At 38.4% G+C, this 17,341-nt stretch carries 17 protein-coding genes; 9 read left to right on the top strand and 8 right to left on the bottom strand.

Annotated elements, in window-relative coordinates; genetic code table 11:
* Positions 1-6: 6 nt before the first annotated feature.
* Positions 7-804: an AraC family transcriptional regulator gene (locus B4B65_RS20400; RefSeq protein WP_293918399.1), complete on the bottom strand. Its 798-nt coding sequence runs from the start codon at positions 802-804 to the stop codon at positions 7-9.
* A 91-nt stretch (positions 805-895) separates the two neighbouring features.
* On the opposite strand from B4B65_RS20400, the gene B4B65_RS20395 reads away from it, so the two are divergent.
* On the top strand, positions 896-2,038 hold the full coding sequence (locus tag B4B65_RS20395) for an Atu1372/SO_1960 family protein (RefSeq protein WP_293918397.1): 1,143 nt from the start codon (positions 896-898) through the stop codon (positions 2,036-2,038).
* 27 nt (positions 2,039-2,065) lie between these two features.
* Here B4B65_RS20395 and B4B65_RS20390 read toward each other — a convergent pair whose 3' ends face one another.
* Positions 2,066-2,563 carry a YdeI/OmpD-associated family protein gene (locus B4B65_RS20390; protein WP_293918395.1) on the bottom strand — a complete coding sequence of 166 codons (498 nt, stop codon included), beginning with the start codon at positions 2,561-2,563 and terminating at the stop codon, positions 2,066-2,068.
* Positions 2,564-2,714: 151 nt separating this feature from the next.
* Between B4B65_RS20390 and B4B65_RS20385 the strand changes: the two genes are divergently transcribed.
* The 3 genes from B4B65_RS20385 (at position 2,715) to B4B65_RS20375 (ending at position 5,283) form a co-directional block, all read left to right on the top strand.
* A complete protein-coding gene (locus tag B4B65_RS20385; RefSeq protein ID WP_201678287.1) occupies positions 2,715-3,968 on the top strand; it encodes a putative DNA modification/repair radical SAM protein in 1,254 nt (417 codons plus the stop codon).
* A gap of 11 nt (positions 3,969-3,979) precedes the next feature.
* Positions 3,980-4,747, top strand: a complete 768-nt coding sequence (locus B4B65_RS20380) for a TIGR03915 family putative DNA repair protein (protein ID WP_293918393.1) — start codon at positions 3,980-3,982, stop codon at positions 4,745-4,747.
* 107 nt (positions 4,748-4,854) lie between these two features.
* Complete coding sequence (locus B4B65_RS20375) at positions 4,855-5,283, top strand: DUF3995 domain-containing protein (protein ID WP_293918391.1); 429 nt, start codon at positions 4,855-4,857, stop codon at positions 5,281-5,283.
* An 83-nt stretch (positions 5,284-5,366) separates the two neighbouring features.
* On the opposite strand, the gene B4B65_RS20370 is transcribed toward B4B65_RS20375, so the two are convergent.
* A complete protein-coding gene (locus B4B65_RS20370) occupies positions 5,367-6,239 on the bottom strand; it encodes a hypothetical protein (RefSeq protein WP_293918389.1) in 873 nt (290 codons plus the stop codon).
* 173 nt (positions 6,240-6,412) lie between these two features.
* On the opposite strand from B4B65_RS20370, the gene B4B65_RS20365 reads away from it, so the two are divergent.
* From B4B65_RS20365 to B4B65_RS20355, 3 genes are all read left to right on the top strand, one after another.
* Entirely contained in the window at positions 6,413-6,832 is a 420-nt protein-coding gene (locus tag B4B65_RS20365) for a GNAT family N-acetyltransferase (RefSeq protein ID WP_293918387.1), read from the top strand.
* 192 nt (positions 6,833-7,024) lie between these two features.
* Positions 7,025-8,104: a linear amide C-N hydrolase gene (locus B4B65_RS20360; RefSeq protein ID WP_293918385.1), complete on the top strand. Its 1,080-nt coding sequence runs from the start codon at positions 7,025-7,027 to the stop codon at positions 8,102-8,104.
* A 282-nt stretch (positions 8,105-8,386) separates the two neighbouring features.
* Entirely contained in the window at positions 8,387-9,118 is a 732-nt protein-coding gene (locus B4B65_RS20355; RefSeq protein ID WP_293918383.1) for a hypothetical protein, read from the top strand.
* Positions 9,119-9,361: 243 nt separating this feature from the next.
* Here the strand turns inward: B4B65_RS20355 and B4B65_RS20350 are convergent, their stop codons facing one another.
* A complete protein-coding gene (locus B4B65_RS20350; RefSeq protein WP_293918381.1) occupies positions 9,362-10,108 on the bottom strand; it encodes an isocitrate lyase/PEP mutase family protein in 747 nt (248 codons plus the stop codon).
* A gap of 132 nt (positions 10,109-10,240) precedes the next feature.
* Positions 10,241-11,131, bottom strand: coding sequence for a 1-aminocyclopropane-1-carboxylate deaminase/D-cysteine desulfhydrase (locus B4B65_RS20345; RefSeq protein ID WP_293918379.1), 891 nt, complete (start codon positions 11,129-11,131; stop codon positions 10,241-10,243).
* 101 nt (positions 11,132-11,232) lie between these two features.
* On the opposite strand from B4B65_RS20345, the gene B4B65_RS20340 reads away from it, so the two are divergent.
* Complete coding sequence (locus B4B65_RS20340) at positions 11,233-12,276, top strand: RluA family pseudouridine synthase (protein WP_293918377.1); 1,044 nt, start codon at positions 11,233-11,235, stop codon at positions 12,274-12,276.
* Positions 12,277-12,294: 18 nt separating this feature from the next.
* Positions 12,295-13,152 (top strand): aminotransferase class IV, encoded by an 858-nt coding sequence (locus B4B65_RS20335; protein WP_293918375.1) that lies wholly within the window; start codon positions 12,295-12,297, stop codon positions 13,150-13,152.
* A gap of 79 nt (positions 13,153-13,231) precedes the next feature.
* Here B4B65_RS20335 and B4B65_RS20330 read toward each other — a convergent pair whose 3' ends face one another.
* Genes B4B65_RS20330 through B4B65_RS20320 form a run of 3 tightly spaced genes read right to left on the bottom strand, consistent with a single transcriptional unit; the run spans position 13,232 to position 17,330 of the window.
* Positions 13,232-14,572 carry a TlpA family protein disulfide reductase gene (locus B4B65_RS20330; protein WP_293918374.1) on the bottom strand — a complete coding sequence of 447 codons (1,341 nt, stop codon included), beginning with the start codon at positions 14,570-14,572 and terminating at the stop codon, positions 13,232-13,234.
* Positions 14,573-14,590: 18 nt separating this feature from the next.
* Entirely contained in the window at positions 14,591-15,823 is a 1,233-nt protein-coding gene (locus B4B65_RS20325) for a thioredoxin family protein (protein ID WP_293918372.1), read from the bottom strand.
* A gap of 1 nt (position 15,824) precedes the next feature.
* Positions 15,825-17,330, bottom strand: a complete 1,506-nt coding sequence (locus B4B65_RS20320; RefSeq protein ID WP_293918370.1) for a retropepsin-like aspartic protease — start codon at positions 17,328-17,330, stop codon at positions 15,825-15,827.
* Between the last annotated feature and the right edge of the window lie 11 nt (positions 17,331-17,341).

Genomic DNA, 17,341 nt, shown 5'->3' with positions numbered 1-17,341 from the left:
TGATTCTTACTTTTTAGTACCCGGCCTTTTCTTCATTATCGCAAGATAACTTGAACTAAAGGCTGCGGCGCTTTTGTAACCTACCATATAAGCGATTTGCTTGAGTGTATATTTTCCGGAATCGCTCAATTCTATACTTTTGATGATACGAATCAGCTGTATATACTTCTGTACGGTAATTCCTGTTTCCTGTTTAAAAATCCTTTCCAATGTACGTACAGATAAATTTGCGATCTCACTTAATTGCTGAATCTGTAGTTGTTCGTGAAAGTGCATATTGATATAAGCACAGACAGGGAGTAATCGTGTGTCAGCAGGTATGGGAATCTGAAGACTATCCGCTTCTCTGCAAAAGTGAGGCAGACTAATGAGTAGCGCATGTAGAAAAGCATCTTCCTCCGGATCTCGATCCGTCTGCTGACTCCACTTTTGTGCATACAGAAGCATTTCCTTAAGAATAGCTGGTGCAGCAAATACATGGATGTTTTTATAAAAAGCTTCCGGCTGATTTTCATGGAACAATACTGTCATTAAATTTACAGTCTGTGCTTCGGACGTGGTACGATGACTGACAGATGAAGGAATCCACATCACATGATTCTGTGGTAATAAGTAGATCTTCTGTTCCATATGTACATATTGATATCCCTCTTCTACATAAAGGAGTTGCGCACGACTGTGTGTATGTTCATAGTCATCATGTTTCCAGTCTTTTTCATACCATACATACGCTTGCTTGCTGATTGTGTCAGAAAATTCACCTTGTTTTTGTTCCAATAGGCCGCACTTCGTGTCGTTTTTCATAATTTTTTTGGCAAAATTAATAAAAACGCCTGTCTTATCTTTGCATTGTACATTTATTTTACAAACAGATTAAACAACAAATTGTATTAATATGAGAATAGGAAGAATGGTTTTCTTAATGATAATGGCTATGATTATGACAAATAATATAGAAGCGCAGGAAGATAAGACCAAGGTTTTGGTATTATTTTATTCTGATAACGGAGGTACATATGAATTGGCTAAAGAAGTCGCTAAGGGTATCGAAAAGAATAGTAAAGCGATTGCTGTAATCAAGCAGACTGCTGTTTCTGCTCATCCGTTGTTAAAGAATATTCCGGTAGCATCAGTGGAGGAGCTTTCCGCTTATGATGGTATCGCTTTTGGCTCACCGGTTTATTTTGGTAATATCAGCACAGGTATGAGTGCGTTTCTGTCAAAGACTGTAGAAATATGGCAGCGCCACAGTCTTGAAGGTATTCCAGCCACTGTTTTTATGTCTGCAGGAAGTGGTGCAGGGCGTGAGCTTGCTATTCAGGGATTTTGGAATAGTCTGGCAGTTCATGGGATGATTATTGTACCCAGTGGTATCAGAGGTTATGAACATATAGATAAATCAACTCCTCAGGGAAATACCGTGTTAGGTACAACCAGTCTCGCCTCTCTGAAGAATGTTGCAAGACCTAGCGAAAGTGAGCGTTATCTTGCTCAGTTGCAGGGAGAGACTATTGCAAAAGTGGCATCTGCTATGAAAGGAACATTTATTAAGAATGAGAAAGCGCCCCCGGCTGCAACAGCAGCAAATAATAATATGTTAAAAGACCTGGGTATTACTTTGCCTGAAGTACCGGCTCCGGCGGGTAATTATAAGCCCTTCGTAAAATCGGGTAATCTGGTATTTATCAATCAGGTCGCTTTGAAGGAAGGAAAGATTGTACATCCCGGCAAAATAGGAGTAGAGATCGATGAGGCTCAGGCTAAGCAAGCTACAGAAGTGACAATGTTAAATGTATTAGCTGTATTGAATGATGCTGTGGACGGTGATCTCAACAAAGTAGTCCGTTGTGTGCAATTGACCGGTATTTTTAATACGAAAGACGGGTACAGCAAGCACGCTGACCTGATGAATATTGCTTCTGATCTTACCGTCAAAGTTTTCGGCGAAAGAGGTAAACATGCCCGTGCTACGTTTGGTGCATCCTCTTTGCCGGTCAATTCTGCTGTAGAAATACAGGCGGTATTTGAGGTCGAATAAATTCCTGTTCTCCAGTTATAAAAAAGATTAGAATTCAGCGATTCTGCTCAGATCTTGTAAGGTCTGAGCAATACGTTTTATTTTATCCGCTTCTTTTGTAGCAGAACAGATTCTTTTTATAATGGATTTTCTCTCTTTTTCGGGAAGATTTATAAAACATCTGTATAAAGCAGGTTCATCTGTAAGGCATGCTTTGAGTTCTTTCGGAATTTCTATATCCGAATTATCACGGAACAGTCGGACATGTACCTGATCTCCCTCTTTTTTATTTATCTTTTTTCTGATATCGGCTTTAAGTGGTAAAAATAATATACCATTTCCCATGGCCTGCAGATTATAATGCCGGATCTCATAATGATCAATAGTTCCGCTAACTCTGACCCAGCCAAATTTAGCATTCCTGTCTTGCGCTATTTCCGGTAGACGAATAAAATGCCAGCCGCCTTTTCCCTCAAATTTTTCTATGTTATATATGTTGTCTACAAGAAGATCGGAGCCTTCTGTTCCTTTTTGAATTATAGTCATCCTGCAAAAGTAAAGATACCGGTGACAACCCTATGTCAACAGGGAAATTGAAGCAAAATAAAATAGCAGGTGCCCATATTGTAATAAATTGACTGTTAAAATATTTTGAAAAAACTAATATAATTGGTAATATTGCTAATATAATTAGTTTATGTCGGATCGAATAAAACAAAAACTGGAAATACTAGCTGATGCCGCTAAGTATGACGTAAGTTGCAGTTCCAGCGGAAGTAATCGTAAAAATACAAAAAACGGATTAGGCGATACAGGAGCAGGTATCTGTCATACCTACACGGAGGACGGCAGATGTGTCTCCTTACTGAAGATTCTCCTGACCAATCATTGTATTTTTGATTGTGCGTATTGTGTTTCCCGTAGCAGCAATAATATTGAGCGCGCAGCTTTTACGGTGCAGGAAGTGGTGGATCTGACGATCAATTTCTACAGACGTAATTATATAGAAGGGCTGTTCCTGAGTTCCGGTATTTTTAAGAACGCAGATTATACGATGGAGCGGCTTACAAAAATAGCTAAGAAACTTAGACAGGAGCACAATTTCAATGGTTACATTCACCTTAAAACAATTCCAGGTGCTTCCGATGAACTTATGTTCGAAGCAGGCTTGTATGCAGATCGTCTGAGTGTAAATTTGGAAATTCCTACGGAACAGGGGCTTAAACTTCTGGCTCCTGAAAAGAACAGGGCAGATATGGATAAGCCGATGGGCTATCTCAAAAACGAAATTATCCGTACCAAAGAAGAAAAGAAAATTATCCGGTCCACCCCCAAATTTGTTCCTGCCGGGCAGAGCACGCAGATGATTATTGGGGCATCGGGAGAATCTGATCTGCATATTATGAAGACCGCAGATCATTATTACCAGCATTATAATCTTAAGCGTGTTTATTATTCGGGTTATGTACCTGTTTCCAATGATAAAAGGCTTCCCGGATTAGGCTCTGAAGTTCCGATATTACGTGAAAACAGACTGTATCAGACAGATTGGCTGTTGAGATTTTACGGATTTAAGCGAGAGGATATTCTCAATGAAACTCATCCCCATCTGGATTTGGATATAGATCCCAAACTTGGATGGGCATTACGCCATATGGATCAGTTTCCTGTCGATATTAACAGGGCATCTTATGAAATGATTATGCGTGTGCCGGGTATAGGTGTGACGTCTGCAAAAAAAATTGTAGCTGCAAGGAGGTTTGGCGCATTGCGTCTGGAAAACCTTCAGAAAATAGGCGTGTCTGTTAATAAGGTTAAATATTTTATCAGCTGTCAGGGATTTGTGCCTTTACGGTCGGATAAGCCAGCTGAAACAATCAAGCACTATATTCTGACCTCCGGCAAATCCAAATATGAAAAAATGTTCAATCAACAATTGACCTTGTTTTAGTTTGAAAAAGTATGATGATCATCGCATATGACGGGAGTTGGTATGGATTAATGACATTAATCTTTGAGGTGTATGAATACCGGATGGATGTTCATGCCATCAGTAGAAACAATGAAACAACTCAGCAACATTTATTTGGGGAGAAACATCTGGTCTATACGGACAGTAATAAAGCAGAGAGGGTGCTCAAAGGAATTGTTCTTAAAGCAGGGAAGGATGTTGTGCAGGAACTTTACTGCGCTTACCTTTCCGAACAAAATGATATAGAATTACTGATCCTGCGTCTGGTTCAGTATTATCTGGGATCAAAGGTAAAGGTATCCGCTAATTATGGACATGAAGATGTGTTGAAACTCAAGCAAATTACGAAGTCCGTATCCCGCGAACGTCACCGGTTTAAAGCTTTTGTGCGGTTCAGACAAATGGAGGATGGACTATATATGGCCAGAATAGAACCTGATTTCAATATTTTACCACTAATCAGTTCGCATTTTAAAAACAGATATGCGGATCAATTGTGGCTTATTTATGATGTGAAACGAGATTATAGAATCTACTATGACAAGTCAGAAGTGACAGAAGTTCATTTCGATTTCATTCCTTCAGATCAAAATGTAATGGATAAGGCACATGAAAATGAACTATTGTATGACGATTTGTGGAAGAGATATTTTCAGAGTGTAAATATTAAGGAGCGGAAGAATATGAAACTCCATATACAACATGTACCCAAACGATATTGGAAATATCTTAATGAAAAATCGCTAGTTTTGGGGTGACAAATTCAGGAACACCCACGCATCCTTTTCAAATTTCAATATTCATCTTAAAGGCGATTAGGATCTATTAAACAGTTACTATATTATATTTTAAAATTTGTATTTCCATGATAACATTTGACATTATACCTGCATATATAAATGCATTTATTTTTGTTTTTCTAGCCGTTTTGCATGTATACTGGGTTTTAGGCGGAGAATGGGGAATCGCGGGCACGATACCAACAGATAGTAACGGAAGACGCATCTTTGTGCCCCGGAAAGGCGGTACTTTATTTGTTGCTTTAGGACTTTTTCTGTTTGCGGGAATTAATCTGATGTATATCGGTTTTCTTCAGTTGGACATTGAGGAATCTTTATTACGCTATGCAATTATTGTTGTTGGTGCTATCTTTTTGCTACGTGCTATTGGTGATTTCAGATATGTAGGGATTACCAAACGATTTACACAAACTACTTTTGCTGTCAGAGATAAATGGATCTATACTCCTTTGTGCTTGTTACTGGTTCTGGGACATATATTGCTGTTGCTGTGATATGTGCTCTTTGACAAAGTCCAAAGGCCCCGGCAGTATTTTGCTGCCGGGGCCTTTGGATTTATAATATGTAATAAGTTATTTTACTTCATTTCCAGTAATTGAGAGAAGACTTTTCCATTCCAGATATAGGTCTCCTGTTTTTTTGTAATGGTGAGTTTAGAATCTTCTTTGTCCGGATCATCTGCCTGTCCCTCTTCAATTAGTTTGTACACCATATTCGGTTCTTTTTTATGTTCGGAGGGAAAGAGTATTTTCTCTTCATAATAGAAAATGCCGGCATCACTTACAGTGTAACGCTTCGGCATGTCGATAAATTCACTGCCATTCCAGCCTACATAATAATACTCACTTGGAATACCACAGGCTTCACCAGCAAATTCAAGCCTTAGGATATTTTTCAAACCGTCCAATCCCATGTTAGGTAGAAGCTTACTCTGAAAAAAGCTTTGATCAAGGTAATCATAGTGAAAATTATATTTACTGATCAATTTTCCGGTCTTATCCAGTAACTTGACATCACAACTATAATATGCGGGTGTTTCATTGCGTTCCGGAACAAATCTGTCAAATCCAAATATATACTGATTACCTTCATTATCTACCTGTTGTCCCAAAGCCAATAATCCTAACCAGATAAACCCTTTTTTTGTTTCATTATTCTTTTGGTAGGAAACTTCATGCCAGGGTGCAGAAAATCCTTTTACTTTATTACCATTGTATCCCGGACTTAAGATTTTTACGGCTGTTCCTACAGTTACTGAATCTATGAGTTTGGCTGTAGTATTAGGATAATCCCGTATATATGCCTGATCCGCTATAACATATGCTGTGGTACCCTGATCAATATTCCAGAAGTTATACTCTTCATTTAAAGCGTACGCTGCAGGCTGTTGCTGTGCATGAATTTTAAATGAAAAGATTAAAGTAAATGCAAGTAGAATGTAATTTTTCATGTTGTAAAGTTAGGGTTTAGTTTTAGAATTAATAAAATAAATAACAGGTTGCTTTTTGGCTCGAAGTTTTACTTCTTTTAATTTTAGTGAAAGAGTTTGTCGATAGAAAAGGTTGTAAAGTAGTTCTCAAATCTTTATATTTTTGCAGGCAAAGAATCTTTAACACCATGCTTATGGAAAGTCAAGCTATACGTATTGAGCAGGTAGTCGCTCCGCGTACCTGGAATATTCGGCAACGTATTCTTTATCCTGATGGATCATTGAAAGATGTACAGATTGATGATGATTTTGAAGGAACTCATTTTGCGGCCTATTTAGGTGACGAAATTGTTGGAGTAATTTCTGTTTTTCGTCATGAAGACTTGTTTCAGTTCAGGAAATTTGCAGTTTTAAAAAATCATCAGCACAAAGGCATAGGGAGTCAGTTGTTGCTTGCCGTTTTTGAATTTTGTCGTCGTTATGATGCAAAAGCAATCTGGTGCAACTCCCGTTTCGATGCAATGGCCTTTTATGAAAAATTTGGTATGCAAAAAACTGGAGATACTTTTACCAAAAACAATATTCGGTACGTCCGAATGGAATTGATACTTTGATGTAATTTATCCTGAACGGGGTTACTTGCTTTATAAAACCTGATGTTGAGCTGTACTGACGGAAGCTTTCTATCTCTTTATAAATGATATCCCTCAGACATCGCTATTCTTTTATATTTTTAGACATTTTAATAGTAAAAAACATTTAACTTAGTATTTATCCTATTATTTAAATAAACTATATTAAAAAGTATGGAAAATAAAAAAATGTCAACATTACGTCGATTTCAGTTCGCTTGTATGGGTTTGGCTTGTGGTTTGTCTCTTTTGCCCTCATCGCTTGACGCATGTACACGTTTAGTCTATAAAGGACCCGCTAATACTATAATAACTGCCCGTTCAATGGACTGGAAGGATGATATTCCGGCTAACCTTTGGGTTTTTCCGAGAGGTATGAAGCGAAACGGTGAAATAGGAGCATATTCGCTGGAGTGGACATCACAATACGGTAGTTTGATAACCAGTGCTTTTGATATTGCGACTACTGACGGAATGAATGAAAAAGGATTGGTTGCTAATGTATTGTGGTTAGTAGAATCAAAGTATGAAACATTTAATCCGAAAGATGGAAAGAAAGGACTGGCTATATCTGCATGGGCGCAGTATATGCTGGATAACTTTGCCACTGTAGAAGAAGTGGTCAATGCGATGCGCAAGCATGATTTTGTGGTTGTGTCGGATGTAATTCCAGGAACCGATAAGTTTACAACTTTACATCTTTCTGTATCCGATGCTAAAGGTGATAATGCAATTTTTGAGTATATAGAGGGTAAACTGGTTATTCATCATGACCCTTCCTATACTGTGATGACTAACTCTCCGGTGTTTGATCAGCAATTAGCGTTAAGCAATTACTGGTCTTCTATTCCGGGAAATATTATGCTGCCGGGTACTAACCGTGCCGCGGACCGTTTTGCGAGGGCTAAATTTTATCTCGGAGCTATACCGCAGACAGATGATACCCGAGTAGCTGTAGGAAGCGTAATGAGTGTTATTCGTAATTGTTCTGTTCCGTTTGGTATATCTTCTGAGCAAGAACCTAATATATCATCTACACGATGGAGATCGTTGTCGGATCATAAAAATCTTGTTTATTATTTCGAAACAGTCCTGACTCCAAATACATTCTGGGTAGATTTGAAGAAATTAGATTTTAGTGAGAAAGGGAAAGTATTAAAGCTTTCAGTTGCTCATAATGAAACGTATTCGGGAGAATCTTCCGGCTCATTTAAAGTAACTTCTCCCTTTAAATTTGCAGGAGCAAATTTTTAAAATAAGCAATACTTTTTTAACAGGATTTGTTCTTTTAAAATAAATTCTGAGTAAAAATGTACCAAAGACCAGTAAGTAAAAAGCGGCTATAAATAAAGACTTTATAACCGCTTTTTTAGTTTATAAATATGGAGGTATATAACTAAAAAAGGAAGACTTGAAAAAATAAAGAACCGGAATAGGGAGGGGTAAGTGTTCTATTATGGGGGCTGTCTTTATGACAAAGTTTCGTATATTTATAAGTGACCTGTAAGTTCACTAACACAAAAACCTAGCAAGAAAATGACCGATAAATTAGAAATTGAAATATCAAACGGCGTAAAAGATTTAGATATCCTTAAAGACAGAGATTTATCAGAAATTAAGGATCTAATGCTGATTTTCTTCAAGCCGATTTCGCTGAAGTTCCTGAAAAATTTTACAAACCTGGAAAGACTTACTCTCTCAGGTAGCATAAAGGACTTTTCCCCAGTATCCGAATGTTTGACATTGAGAGAATTGCAAATTTCAGGTGGAAGTCTCGAAAATTTTGATTTCATAAAAAGTCTATCCATAAAATCTCTTACTATAGATACTTTTAAATCAAAAACAAAAGACTTTACTGTCCCAAATATAAAATCACTCGAAAAACTTGTCATTTCAGAAGTTCCATGTATTGTGGACCTGACATTTTTGAGTGAGTTTGAAAGCTTAAAAAGCTTAATGCTATTTCATCTTAAATCAAAAAATCTTTTTAATTTTTCAAAACTGACAAACTTGAAAGATGTATCCTTGGTAAGTATGAATTATTTATCCGGTCTGAGCGCATTGAAGGATGCAAAAGGTCTGGAACAATTACGTATTACCAACCAAAGATTTGGTGCCTCCAAGCCTAAAATAAATGTAAAATCAGAGCTTCTAAAAATTCTTCCTGACCTTGTAAATCTAAAAAGTGTGACATTGGATGATCAGAAGAGTAGTAATTTCATAATGACTTATAGTGGTGAGGAAATTGGCAAAGTACTAAACAATTGACAAAAGCCCTGATGGCTAAAAGGGATTTCCTCCATGTAGGCAGATTGAAACTGTATATATATTTGTGGAGATAATATGGAAGGAATAATCTGAATAATGAAAAGAAGAAAATACCTTAATAACATGGTATTTATAAACTTTGATTTGAACGACTTCGATTGAAGGTATGCGTAAGCTTTTACTTAAACAAAAAATGCTCTCCATACATTGGATATGGAGAGCATGCAGAACTTTTTTAATTTCTTATTTTGGGAGTACGGGGTGTTTTTTAAATGAAGCCAATTCTTCCTCAGCCTTCTTCATTAACCATTCATAAAGCTTTGCACCATGGCTAAGTCTTTTTACTCCAAGTTCTCCCAATTCGTCATATTGTGGGAGGTTAGGCGTGAGAAAGACGTTCAATGGTAGGGCTACTTCGGTTGTAAATTGCTGAATATCTGCTTTTGTTTCAATAACAGGGACAAATATTCCATCTGCTCCCGCTTCCTGATAAATCAATGCACGCTCGATAGATTGCTTCAACGCATTTTCCTGCTTGGTAACATACGTATCTGTCCGGGCATTAATGTAAATATCGGTTACAGATTTGATTGCCTTTATCTTGTCGGCCAGTAATTGTGAACTTCCAAGACTGCGTTTGCCGTTTTCAACCTGACCATCTTCCAGATTGATACCTGCAACACCTATATCGCTTAGCTTTTTCACATATTTGGCTACAGTAGCCGGATCATCAGCATATCCTGCTTCAAAATCTACAGACACAGGAATTTTAACTGCTTTAACAATGCGTTCTACGATAAAAAATAATTCTTCGAAGGCTATATTCTCTCCATCTTCATAACCAAGAAGGTTCGCTATCGCATGGCTGGAAGATCCTAATGCTGCAAATCCTGCTTTTTCAGCAAGTTGAGCAGAATGTGCATCCCATACATTTCCTAATAAAAGAGGTGTAGACTGTTGATGTAATTGTTTGAATAAGGATTGTGACATAGACTTTTTTTGTTGATTATAGTTATAAAACGCCTGTATAGTACGAATTGTTTTGGGAAAAAGTGATCCATGTTATTGAATGATAAAAATTCAGCGCAAAAAATAAGTCAGAATGACAACAGATTCTAAAGTTTAGAAACGTTCATACATACCCAAAAAACCCGTTAATCCACCTGTGTGAATAAGTAAAATACGGGATTCTGCTTTAAAATAATCCTGTCGGATAAGATCATCTATCGCAAAAAACAGCTTTCCTGTATAGGTAGGTTCAATCATAATTCCGGTATGGGACACGAAATCACGTATAAAGTCCAGTAATTCCGGTTTAGTTTTGGCATAGCCTCCAAAATGATAATCTGTATGTAGTAGTATTCCGGAAGGATCGACTCCCAGGTTTTCCACTTCATCACGAATAAATGCTCCACCTTTCAATACAGGTACAGTATGCAGAACAGTAGTCAGGTTCGTCTTTTGGAGTCCCAGTTGTAATCCGGCTACTGTGGTACCTGTGCCGGAAGCGCAGCAAATGTGATCATAATCATGCTTCAGCTCTCCGATAATATGGGCACAACCTTCTGCAGCATCTCTGCCATATCCTCCTTCGTCAATAAAGAATGTATGGTCGGTCTCTTCTCCAAAATATTGCAGGTAAAGAGCTGCTTTATCCTGATATTGATCGCGGCTGACGAAATGCAGCGTCATGCCATATAGACGACAAAGTGTAAGTACAGGATTATTTACTTCATCCCCACGTACAATGCCATGTGTTGTGAATCCGAATTTAGCTCCCGCACAAGCTGTTGCCAGAAGATGGTTAGACCATGCTCCTCCAAAAGTAACCACCTTTTTTTTGTTTTGCTGAAGTGCTTTCTGGAGAGGGTACTTTAATTTTCTCCACTTATTTCCTGAAATATAAGGATGGATGAGATCATCCCTTTTGACAAAGACCCTTATATTTTTTTCAATATAAAGAGGTGATATTATTTCTTCCTCAGGACTGTGAAAATTGAATGTCAATTCCATTGTAAAACATTAAACCTTGCCTGTAGTGTCAAATGACCAACATATTCGGTTACTTTTACAAAAGTAAGAGGATTTTGTCTGAATTCAGCTATTTTTGTACGATGGCAGAAGATTTAGCAATACAGGAACAGGACGAGCAGGAGTTGTTCGAGCATTTAAGAATCGAAGTAGATAAGGGGCAGGCTTTGCTGCGTATCGATAAGTTTTTAATGAACAGGGTTGAGAATGCCTCCCGGAATAAAATTCAGAATGCAATAGATGCAGGTTCTGTATTGGTCAATGACAACATTATCAAATCCAGTTATAAGGTTAAGCCATTTGATATTATCTCTGTTGTATTGCCTGATCCGCCAAGAGATACGGAGGTATATCCGGAAGATATTCCACTGGATATCATGTTTGAAGATGATGAAGTAATGGTTGTTAATAAAGTTGCAGGCATGGTCGTTCATCCCGGATTTAATAATTACACCGGTACGCTTGTCAATGCATTGACGCATCACTTCAACCAGTTGCCAACTATGCCCGGGAATGCGGGTCGTCCGGGATTAGTGCATCGCATAGATAAGGATACCAGTGGCCTGCTGGTGATCGCTAAATCAGAATGGGCTATGACTTACCTGGCCAAACAGTTTTTCGATCATAGTATTGTTCGTAAATATGTGGCTATGGTGTGGGGAGATATCGCTGAAGATGGAACAGTAACCGGTTATATCGGTCGCAACCTCAAGGATAGGAGAGTGATGACGATGTATGACGATCCGGAGAAAGGAAAATGGTCGGTTACTCATTATCGTGTGCTGGAAAGATTAGGGTATGTAACACTGATTGAGTGTCAGCTGGAAACCGGGCGTACACATCAGATCCGTGCGCATATGCAATCTATAGGACATCCGCTATTTAATGATGCTGCATATGGCGGCGATCGTATCCTTAAAGGTACTGTGTTCAATAAGTACAGACAGTTTGTGGATAATTGTTTTGCTTTATTACCACGACAGGCACTTCATGCGCAGGTTCTGGGATTTGAACATCCCAAATCAAAAGAATTTTTAACATTCGAAACACCATTACCGGAAGATTTCCGTTTAGCATTAGAGAAGTGGCGTGGGTACTCCACGACATCTGGTCAGGAGACCAACTAATTTATATATAGAATTTTTATGTCTACAACATATATTAATTGCAACGGGAAGATTGTGCCGGAATCCGACGCTATCGTTTCGGCAGATAACAGAGCTTTCCGGTATGGTGACGGTCTGTTTGAGACTATGCTATGGAAAGACGGAGATATCCGGTTTTTGCCCTTTCATATTGAACGTTTGCAGGAAGGACTCCGTATGTTGCATATGGAAGATGCACATAGATTTGATGCCTTTTTTATCAAATCCAAGACGGAAGAACTGATTCGTAAGAATAATATGCTGGGACAGCAGGTGCGGGTCCGTTTGATCGTCTATCGTGACGGAGGAGGACTGTATGGTCCGGAAACTAATAAAACGGCTTATGTCCTTCAGATCGTGCGTATACCCGAATCTCTACGGGATAAGAAGGTCGGTCTGATTGTGGATTTATATACCGAATACCGTAAACCATACAGTGATCTCTCTAAACTCAAATCAAATAATGCTTTGATATATGTCATGGCAGGCTTACATAAGCGAAAGCATCGTTTTGATGAAGTATTGTTACTTAACCAGGAAGGGTATCTCTGTGAAGCCCTTTCATCCAATATATTTGTCTTTTATGAGAAGGTGTTATATACTCCTGCAATTTCAGAAGGTTGTATTGCTGGAATAATGAGAAGAGTAGTGATGGATATGGCAGCGGATGAAGGTATAGCAGTGGTAGAAGCGCAAATCAGCCCGGAGATTATGAGCCAGGCGGATGAGATCTTTTGTACAAATGCTGTGCACGGAGTGCAATGGGTAATGGGATATAAACAAAAAAGATATTTTAATAAGATATCCAGAATACTTCAGGAGAAATTGCTGACATGGAATTATCAAGTTGAAGATTAGAGGTTTGTAAAGTTTCTGACTCTTTCTTCTTTGTGTTATAAAAAAGGTGTCTGTCATTTGTCAGACACCTTTTTCAATTTTATCTGGCTAACCAGGTTTCAATCAGGGATTTAAGCTTAGGGTCACTCGGTCTCGGACTGTCTGTCGTAATAATATTTCCTTTTTTATCAATTAATATGTAATGGGGAATACCCGTTACCTTATAGGCTGCTGAAAGATCATTTCCCGGACCGGCATGCAATTGTATACCTTTTAGATTTTTCTCAGGAACATATTTATCCCATGCTTTTTTGTCCTGATCTACAGATATCCCTACAAAGGCAATATCTTTTCCTTTAAACTGTTCATTCAATTTCTCCCAATGTGGTTCTTCTGCTTTACAGGGACCACACCAGGTTGCCCATAGATCTATCAATACCAGTTTTCCTTTCAGATCAGCCAGTGAAACTTTTTTACCGGATATGTCCGGATAGCTAAAGGCAATGGCCTGTGTACCTTCTTTCGTATCAGCCAGTTTAACAGCGATGGCTTGTGTACGTTCCTGTTGATCCTTTAATATAAAATACTGCTTGTATTGGTTATACATTTCCTGATAATCACTATAAGAGCGGGCACCTGAAAGTCGGGCTAATACATATTGTCCTTTGATGACATCAACAGGTATAGCTTCTACCTGTTGTTCGAAAGTCGGTTTACTCGCCAGATCAATTTTTTTATACACTAAATTGGTCATGAAACGGTCTCCGTAAGGGAACTTTAACAAGTCTTCCGAAAGAAACGGATCTGATTTGAACTGGATATAATAATCTGAAAGTTCTTCTTTGCTTGGATGGGCAGAACGAGGTGTATACAGATAACCAATAGCCAGATTAGCAAAGTCAAAATCAACTATTTTGGAAAAAAATGCATCAAATTTAGCATTTCCTGTTTTATTACGTGATTTGATTGCGTCAAGTTGAGTATACATTTCTTCCACTTCCGGGAAGAAATCCATGTAGGTACTTATTGTGGACCAATAGACGGATTTATCCAATAGCGAATAAGATGCCTTGAACCAGTCTGTCAGTGCAATATTTTCAGGACTATTGTTACCGGAAAGTGAATAATTTGCTTTTTCTAAACGGATGTTGAGTTCATCATTTCCTTTAAAATAGAATTTAAATACATGACGTAAACTTAGGACATCTGATCCGCCGACTGCGTACAATCCTTCATATTCAGGTGTGAATTTGAAAGCAAAGCGTTCGGATGAATCTGGCGTAGCCGTAGCTATTTCCACCAGACGACCATTCAATACTTTGTAAAGAAATACTTTTGCGTAGGCTTTTTTGTCTGCAGTTCCATTGATAATAGTGGCATTTTGAGCCATCAGGCTACTGGTCAGAAGACTCAGTAGCAGAATGAATAAGGAAGTTCTCATATGATTTATACTGTTGTTTTAGTTTAAGGAGTAAGGAATTGTTGTCAATGCATTGACTGGTTTTAATGCCATTACAGTATTGTTCTTAATCGCATTTTCCAGCTCCGTAATTGCATGTGCAGAAATCAGCGGATTTTTATCTGCATTCACCGGACTCTTTTTTAATTTGAGAATCTGATCCATAGCAGCCTCTTTATTTCCGAGATATGCCTGTATCAAACTGTATTTATATTGATCAGCTACATTTGTAGTCGTTTCTTTCAACGCTGTACGGTATTTTAATTCCAATGCTTTCAGAACTTCGGTTTGCTGTTTCTGATCTATAATGAGTCTGGCGTATGCATTACTTTCTGCGTCCCATGATGCGAAGGGTTTAACATGTTCTATAAGCTGTATGTAATCTGTAGCCTGGCCGCCGTTTTTGTAGTAATCTGTAATAAATATGGGTAAATATACGGACCACAGACGCTCATTGTAAGTGGGTCTGATATAATCCAGCGTGGCTAACAAGCTGTCTTTTTGATTGTTTTTGCCAAATTTTACAATATTAGTCTTTGTTATAGCTGTGATCTTGTTTTGCAGAATGGATGTGCCATAGCGCTCCAGTAATTCGGGAAGATGATTGTATACAAGCTGATTGTAATGTGAGATATTGGAGTTCAGGATACATACAAACGGAACTTCAGAAAGGGGGTCGGATTGTTTATCCAGATATTCCTTTACGACTGAAGATTCAAACTTCTGTCCGGTCATCATATAGCGTGCAGAATAAAAATCCGGATAAGATTTGTTCAGATCCGTATCAAAAGCTTTGAAGATATTGTTAGATGCCTGCTTTTTTGTTGTCTCTAATAAGGTTGCAAAACGATCAACGGCATAAAAGCCGGATTCCATAGTGATTAATTTTCCTGTTGCATCTAACAATAGAAAAGTCGGGAAACCACTCACAGCGTATTTGCGGGACAAAAGCTTTCCTTCCATCTCTTTAAATACATCTGTTTTGAAAAGCAGGTAATCCTTGTTTAACAGCGACACGATTTTAGGATCAGGAAATACTTCATTGTCCATTTGTTTGCAGGGCATACAACCTTCAAAATATAGATCAACCAGAATAAGCTTGTTTTCTTTTTGTGCCTGCGCCTTTAACTGATCAAATGAACCTTTGAAAACATTAAGCTGCTGTGCTAATATCCCTGTGCTGAAGAGCATCAGTATAATAAGTGTATGAAGTTTTTTGAAATTTGTTTTCATATTATCGGTTGATAGTGTAAGATTCTGTAACGGTATCAGATTGCGGCTTTATAGCTATAGCTGTACCCTTTTCCAGATTTAAGATGCTTTCCAGAGCAGTCTTATCCTTTAAGAAGCTGTGTGCCGCAATACCATTTATACTTGAGATAGCTTCTCCGGTTGTTAATTTTACTTTCTCATCCTCTGCTCCCACGAGACTGAGTAAACGCAATGTACCGTCCGAATCATATCCAAACAGATAACTGCCGATTGAAAAATCCTGAGGATACGGATACAGGTGATTAGGTTCCAGATATATCTCCCTGTTCTGGAGATTGATGGTGAAATTATATCTGCTGATCAGGCGTACACCAATCGATCCGTCAAATTCTGGTTTCCAGTTTTCGTTATTAGCTCCTCCTGCCATGAGGGTAACGGGCAAATTGGGTACTGCTGGTAAATGAGAAAAAGAAAAGCTGTGACTTCGTCCGGTAAAAGTAGGGGAGACCATACCCATGCTTGCTGTGGTGCCCTGGTACTCCGGTCTAAATCCGCTAACCAGTAGTTTGTTCGTCCGGACAAAAGGCCTGAAACATATCAATGAATAGGATGCTCCTGTATCAAAGACAAAATTTCCGGTATAGGATTTTCCAGGGCGGATCTCCAGATTACCAGGGATAATAAGTAAACCTGCAGGCATTTCAACAGGAATACTATGTCCTTGTTGTTCGTACTGATAATTTCCAAAATCATAGAGCAGCAATTCGGATTTATCATAATCAACTTTTGTGATAAATCGCTTTACAAGACTATTGCCGATGATGCCATCTGTCTCCCTGTGCATCTCCGGAAATATCGCAATACCCTGACCGGATAATTTCAGCGTATCTAAGAAAATAGTATTATTATCAGATACCTGAATCTGCATATTGCCTCCTACCACAGAAGCGTTATTCTGACGGGTTACTTTAAGCCCGATTTCATCGGCAAGTTGTTGGCTGACGGCCATGCCGTCGGCTCCTGTATCAAACAGCAGGCGTAAAGGACGTTTAAAATCATTAATCTTTACCGATAATATTATTGTTCCCTCGTGATTTTCGAAAGGTATTTTAGCCCGTAAGCGAGATGTCTGATAGCGATTCATACCATAGAGCTGATCAAAAAGATCCAGATAGAGCATACGATCTGCAGAGTCGGTATACAAGGCTGTTTGTATCGTGCTCTTATCTGTTTTGCTGATTTCTATTGCTATTCTATGTCCTGAATTTTGCTTTTTGATGGATACAAATCTGACATCCTGAGCCGGATAGCTCGAGAGAATATGATCCAGATAACGCAACGCTCCTTCTTGCGTATTTCCGGCAACAGAAAATGAAGGTGCTAAAGCGACCTTTAAGTTAGCAGAATTCTTATCCTTAAAGGCCTGCCTGATTTGCTGTACTAGTTTGTGATCCTGTTGTGCAAATGCAAAGTTTAAACATAACAAGTGCATGAAGATCAATACTGATCTGAAAAAAATACGATTCATATGCTTTCTTG

It is taken from the genome of Sphingobacterium sp. UBA5789, assembly GCF_002418355.1.
In the GTDB taxonomy this organism is placed as follows: domain Bacteria; phylum Bacteroidota; class Bacteroidia; order Sphingobacteriales; family Sphingobacteriaceae; genus Sphingobacterium.
This window is presented reverse-complemented; position numbering and strand designations above follow the sequence as displayed.